Here is a 5395-nt window from a genome sequence, read left to right as displayed (position 1 = left end):
ATTCTAAGGCACGAGCGGGTCTTGCACATGCGACCAAATGTCGCAGATCGAACGGATTACCGGGCAGGTCGCGCGCTGCCCAATGAAGATCGGTCAAGTAGCGTTGACACTCGGCGCAGCGCGACGTAGATTGGTCAGAATTATGGTCAACCGATTATCGAGGATCCCAAGCATGAAAACACTCCCGCTATCCGAGGTCAAGACCAAGCTGAGCGGTCTGGTGGACGAGGTCCTGTCCACCGACGAAGAGGTCGTTATCACCAAGAATGGCCGTCCTGCCGCCGTGCTGGTCAGCCCCAGCGAGCACGAAAGCTGGAAAGAGACCCTTGCCATTCATCGCGACCCCGCTTTGATGAGCGAAATCAGGGCCGGGCTTGCGGCCCTGAAGAGCAAGAAGGCTAAGCTTTATACCCTAGAGGAACTTTTCACTGGCGGTGACTAAGACCGGTGCGCCATCGACTCCGTGCACCGCCCCGGATTACCGCCCTTATCGGTGGTTACACCCACAGATCAAGAAGAAGGTCCGCAGCGCGCTTGAGCGGATGCTCTCCAATCCGTTGTGCGGCAAAGCGCTCAAGGATGAGCTTGACGGCCTGCGGAGTTTCCGCGTGGGGCGATTTCGTATCGTCTATCGCATCGCGGCGGGTCGTGTGGTCGAACTGGTCGCGATCGGCTCACGTGAGCGGATCTACGAAGAGACGTACCGGCTGATCACCAAAAAGCCTACCCTTCCGGGCCCGTAGCGCATAGTTCGACATAGCCACATTGTAGGTCGGAACCGGCTCCACGGGTTCCGACAAAGCAGCGTCCAATCACCCGATGGCGCCGATTGATCGCACAAAGCCATGCGGTTCATCGGAGCTCCCCATGCTACCCATGCGTCGGAACCCGAAAAGACGGTTCCGACCTACACGGGCTACGATGTCATCAACCTCGGCCTCCCGCGCGACCGTAGGTTTCGGCTTCAGTCAGAACCGCAAGCGGGCGACGATGCGGTGGAGCACATCCTTAGAGCGCCCTAAAAGGGAATATCCATAGATGCCTTCAAGTCCTCTACAACGGTAGCCATTTCCTCATTACCCCTGGAACGGAACATATTACTCCAGTCGTCGAACCGTGTGACTATGCGGTTACCTCCCATACGCATGTATTCATCACTTAGGCGATCGCGGGCGTAACCCTTTACATCTCCAGACTGGCCGAAGCATATTGCTCGTACCAGAGGATCCACAAACCGCAGCACTTCCTCATTCTTTAGATACGTGCCAATACCGTCCAGTGCGATGATCAACTCTCTAGTCACACCGTCTTTGAGACGACCAAAATAGTGCTCTTTGACCAGTAGCGCCTCATCTGGAGAGACATGACACAGATCAGATAACCTGAAGAACGCGGTTCCGTAAGAGAATACAATTGTGTCGGCTTCCTCTTTCAAGATCGTCACGAAACGTTTTGCGACCTTGACTTTCACTGGGTCTGTCGCGATGTCTAGCGCCCCTCGAAAAAGGGCAATAAACCCCGGAAGCACATGAGCGGGTAAGTGATCGAATGGATCATCGCGCACCGAAATTGAAAGATATCGGTCTGGAAGTACCTTTATAAGTAGTCGTTCGATTTCGACAGCATTCACCTCTTTGAGAAGGTGAGGAAGAATTGCTTCAGCCGAAGAGTCTCGCTCGACCTTGGCAACCAGTTGTTCGGCAGTGTACCCATAATTTGAGCGTTTCCGCTTTTCGATCTCATCTAGAATAATTTCGACCAGTGACGAAGCTACATCTGCGGAGCTTCGACTAACAGTCTCAGAAGTGCGAATCGCACGTCCAGGATGAATCAGATTTCTGTAGTCTTTTATCACGGTCGAGAGGGCGGCCGATCTGTCGGAAATGATTCTATGCCCCCGTGCGAGTTCGATCGCGTTTCCAAGATCCATTTTGAGGGCGGATTCGCGTGCGACGTGACCTTCCGCGATCAGGTGGTCGATTAGGACTGCCTCGATAATACTTCCCGCAAGAACGTGTACCGATTTCCACGCCGCCGTTTCTCGGCATCCAAGCATTTCCTTATGGTCCGTCTCAAGCGACGCCCGAAACGCTTCGTCTGTAATAAAATCGAATATCACCATAGTGCTCTAACGAAATGCGGTTGACCCGCGACGACCCGCAGGCACAACCGCGCAAGCTGCCCTTACCCCGATGCGGATCGTCGTCGGGTCCAACCACGGGTTAGCCGGTGCGGCATCACGAGAATGCTTCCGTGTCTACATGAGATCTCGTCGGACGACGTCCGGATGCCGAGAGTCGTAAACGTGGCTTGAAAGTCCAACAACCACTAGGTCGTAAAGCCCATCGTTTCTGATCGTATGTGAACAACCGGGCGGAATCTCGACGACCACTACGCCAACACCCTCGACCTCGCTCCGCTGCACCAAGGTGTCCAGTCCGGTGTCCCAATTGACAGTCCACCGGTCTCGGTGGTAGACGATCAGTACTTCAGTCTTTTCTGTGTGAAAGTGATTTCCCCTGACGTGTCCGGGAAGAACTGTCATGACATGAATGTCTCTTACATTAAGCTCGAACTCGGATGAAGCACGGGCAAGACCGAAGCTCGATCCGCGTTCGTCACCGCGGTCGTTTAGCCTCGAGATTCTGACGCCGCGACTCATCCTGGTAATCCGTTCGTTCTTTGGGTGACTCAGCCCCATGCGTTACTTCTGTAGTGCATGGAGCACGGCCTCTCTGGTATGGCGCCGTGGTGCGCCGTCCTTATCAGCCACGTAAAGCGGCCATCGCTCGCCGGTATAGTCCTCTCGCATCAGCCCCAGTTTCTTGAAGGTAACCTCAGCTGGCCGGAGCCCTAGCATGACAAGCGAGATTGGGGCGAGCGGGGAACCGATCATAAGGCCGCAAATGCCTAAACCTAGACCTCCTATGGTCGCAATTGTCTGAATCGGCGATCTTGGGATGAAGTAATCCAAGAGGCGGTACTTCGGCGAATGTTGCTCGATTGCACGAAATAGCCTATGTGCGATCTCGCCGGCAAGATCATCCTCGCCAAGATGCCCAGCGAGCATGTCGCAGTCCGTGACCCAATAGCGCAGTCTCTGTAACTCCTCTTCGTTGGACAATAGCGTCTTCGTCCGATCAAACGCCTCGTCGCTGGTGCTCGCTCGTGGTACCGCATCTCCGAGCCTTTCAAGGGTGGCGTGGATGGCGGTTACCAACCGTTCTATCTGCGACGACGTCCGAAGATAGGGCACGCTGGAGACGGAATCATGGCGTACGTTGGTCAAGATTATTGTCGCAAGCATCTCGTCGGCTGGGGAGCCATAGTTTCGATCCGCATGCGAGAAGCGAAATACATCACCGTGATTCTTGGCATCCCGAAGTAGCGATCGAGCGGCCTCGCGGTGGCCCCCAAGACGAGCTGCTTTTTCGCGGTATCCAGGGAGGAGGTCGACGGCCTGAGCGTTTAATTTATCGACGTCGAAGGCGCCGCTGGCGAGCTGACCATCTGCCCAGTCCCAGCCTTCTTCATCCTCCGCCGCGAGAACTCGCGCCGTAGCACGAGTTCGCCCCAGTCGCGCATCTTCCTCCCACCGCTCTCGGATCGCGGCGTCGAAGCCAGTCCAGGTTCGCGTATGTGTCCAAGGATGTTTCTGCCGACGCTCGGTATTTCGCAACCACCACTCGCGGGCGTTTATCTGAATGTAGCCATTGTCCACATACCATAGAATTTCTTCGGATCCTGGAAGAGAGGGATCGTGCTGTCTGCATTCGTCAAGGTACGACATCGAGAGGCTCCAGAGAACCACACGAGGCGCAGCCAGCACAAGCGTCCTCAGTGTTGGCCAACCGTCTTGTCCGAGCTCATTGATGTGGCTGAAGACTTCCATTCAGCATTCTTCGCGTTTGAGCGGCAGTCGCTCCTCACTTAAGCCGGCTAACATGATATAGAAGGCCGATCCGTCGTCCCGCTAGGCGGCGGCCAGCCCACTTGCAAAGTGTAGCACACGGTGCATCAAGTACTTAGCACAGGCTTCGTCGCGGTCTTGCCCTGGATAGGCGGCGGGTCGTAGGGGGTTGAGGCGGGCGGCGTCGGCGCCGTATTATATCGTAGCGGGGATGTCGGCAAGGCTCGAAAGGCCTTGATGAGGAGGGAAATTGTACAAAGGGGGCGCGCTGCCACCGCATCTGGGAACTCCTATACGCGCTCGCGTAACACGGTCGGATTCATCTGAGAACTATTCGCCGGTATATATTTACGCGCTAGTGGAGTGTCACAGAAACACGCCGCATAACACAGACCCGTCATTCCGGCCAAGTCCGCGCAGCGAACGCGAGCCGGAATCCATGCAGAGCATAGGCCGGCGCTGGATTCCCGCTTCCGCGGGAATGACGAACCGGGTTTTCAACGCCGACTGTATTTTCTGGCTTATTTGAGTTACAGAACGCTATTGCAACAGGTCTCTCACAATACGCCCTCCTGCTCGCCCTTGCGGTTATGAGCAAGCATCCACTCGGCGAGCTCTCCTAAGACCGCCGGTAGGGGCCGTTGCCGGAGCCGCTGCAAGCGCTCGCGGTCGCTACTTTCGAGCGGCCTCGCGCCGGGGAGCGCCGCCAGAGTTTGAACGTCCATACACCAGGGCTCCCAGGCGAGCCGAACGTCTTCCCAAAGCCGGCCGGCCTGTAGCGCGATCTCGATCCCGGCGGGATCGGGATCGCAGGCGATCCGGGCCGCGGCGGGCAGGAGTGTAATGAGATGCTCTACGCTTTCCAACCACCAGCTCGGAGCAAAACCGGGCACCCGCAGCACGGCATCCTCCAACCGTGCTCGCGGGCGACGCGTTCAAAGCTCGTGCGGTTCTCCACCACGCGCCAATGCCGAATAGCGCCTTCGATGGCGATGCAGCGTTGGATCGTGGCGGGCGTGAGTGCGGTGCAATCGGGGACCGCGCGCAGGTCGAGCCGCTGCTCGCCCCGGCACAGTGTAAACGGCGCGCGCAGCCAGAGCGCCGGTGTGTGCCTCTGCACGCCCAAGGCGGCCAGATCGAGCTGTGCATCGAGCCAGTCCCACTCCGCCTCGCTTAGCGGGCGACCGATGGTTAAGACCTACATCATGTGTCCGCTCCGATTTCATTGACATATCGATGCCAGCAACGTATTCTTTGACATATGAGAACGACGATCCGACTTTCAGACGATCTACTGCACAGGGCCAAGAAGAAGGCCGCCGAGCAAGGGCGAACTCTAACCTCGCTGATCGAAGAGGGCTTAAAGACCATGCTGGCCGAATCAAGGGCGGCGAGACGAACGCGAGTGCAACTGCCGATCTCCAAAGCGTCGGGCGGTACGTTGCCGGGCGTCGACCTGAACCGATCGAGCGATCTGCAGGACCG

8 protein-coding genes are annotated in these 5395 nt (G+C 57.0%); 3 read left to right on the top strand and 5 right to left on the bottom strand.

Annotation, left to right across the window (positions count from 1 at the left end; translation table 11 throughout):
* Positions 1-172: 172 nt before the first annotated feature.
* Both M3436_18885 and M3436_18880 read left to right on the top strand, forming a co-directional pair.
* On the top strand, positions 173-442 hold the full coding sequence (locus tag M3436_18885) for a type II toxin-antitoxin system Phd/YefM family antitoxin (protein ID MDQ3566063.1): 270 nt from the start codon (positions 173-175) through the stop codon (positions 440-442).
* Entirely contained in the window at positions 435-743 is a 309-nt protein-coding gene (locus M3436_18880; GenBank protein ID MDQ3566062.1) for a type II toxin-antitoxin system RelE/ParE family toxin, read from the top strand. The genes M3436_18885 and M3436_18880 overlap by 8 nt, the downstream gene beginning before the upstream one ends.
* A gap of 275 nt (positions 744-1018) precedes the next feature.
* Here the strand turns inward: M3436_18880 and M3436_18875 are convergent, their stop codons facing one another.
* The 5 genes from M3436_18875 to M3436_18855 form a co-directional block, all read right to left on the bottom strand.
* Positions 1019-2122, bottom strand: coding sequence for a hypothetical protein (locus M3436_18875; protein MDQ3566061.1), 1104 nt, complete (start codon positions 2120-2122; stop codon positions 1019-1021).
* A gap of 135 nt (positions 2123-2257) precedes the next feature.
* A complete protein-coding gene (locus M3436_18870) occupies positions 2258-2662 on the bottom strand; it encodes a hypothetical protein (protein ID MDQ3566060.1) in 405 nt (134 codons plus the stop codon).
* A 42-nt stretch (positions 2663-2704) separates the two neighbouring features.
* The gene (locus M3436_18865; GenBank protein MDQ3566059.1) at positions 2705-3892 is read right to left on the bottom strand and encodes a hypothetical protein; all 1188 of its coding nucleotides are present in this window, start codon (positions 3890-3892) and stop codon (positions 2705-2707) included.
* A gap of 575 nt (positions 3893-4467) precedes the next feature.
* The gene (locus M3436_18860) at positions 4468-4776 is read right to left on the bottom strand and encodes a hypothetical protein (GenBank protein MDQ3566058.1); all 309 of its coding nucleotides are present in this window, start codon (positions 4774-4776) and stop codon (positions 4468-4470) included.
* Positions 4764-5030, bottom strand: coding sequence for a hypothetical protein (locus M3436_18855; GenBank protein MDQ3566057.1), 267 nt, complete (start codon positions 5028-5030; stop codon positions 4764-4766). The genes M3436_18860 and M3436_18855 overlap by 13 nt, the downstream gene beginning before the upstream one ends.
* Positions 5031-5171: 141 nt before the next feature.
* On the opposite strand from M3436_18855, the gene M3436_18850 reads away from it, so the two are divergent.
* Positions 5172-5395 (top strand): DUF2191 domain-containing protein (locus M3436_18850; GenBank protein MDQ3566056.1); only part of this gene is annotated, 224 nt, incomplete at its 3' end.

The sequence above is a fragment of the Pseudomonadota bacterium genome (assembly GCA_030859565.1).
Classification (GTDB): Bacteria; Pseudomonadota; Gammaproteobacteria; order JACCXJ01; family JACCXJ01; genus USCg-Taylor.
The sequence above is the reverse complement of the archived record's forward strand: the minus strand, read 5'-3'. Positions and strand labels throughout refer to the sequence as shown.

Excerpts from the sequence above, each read along its gene's own strand:
- M3436_18885 (MDQ3566063.1), top strand. The coding sequence starts at position 173 with ATGAAAACACTCCCGCTATCCGAGGTCAAGACCAAGCTGAGCGGTCTG.
- M3436_18875 (MDQ3566061.1), bottom strand. The coding sequence starts at position 2,122 with ATGGTGATATTCGATTTTATTACAGACGAAGCGTTTCGGGCGTCGCTT.
- M3436_18870 (MDQ3566060.1), bottom strand. The coding sequence starts at position 2,662 with ATGAGTCGCGGCGTCAGAATCTCGAGGCTAAACGACCGCGGTGACGAA.
- M3436_18865 (MDQ3566059.1), bottom strand. The coding sequence starts at position 3,892 with ATGGAAGTCTTCAGCCACATCAATGAGCTCGGACAAGACGGTTGGCCA.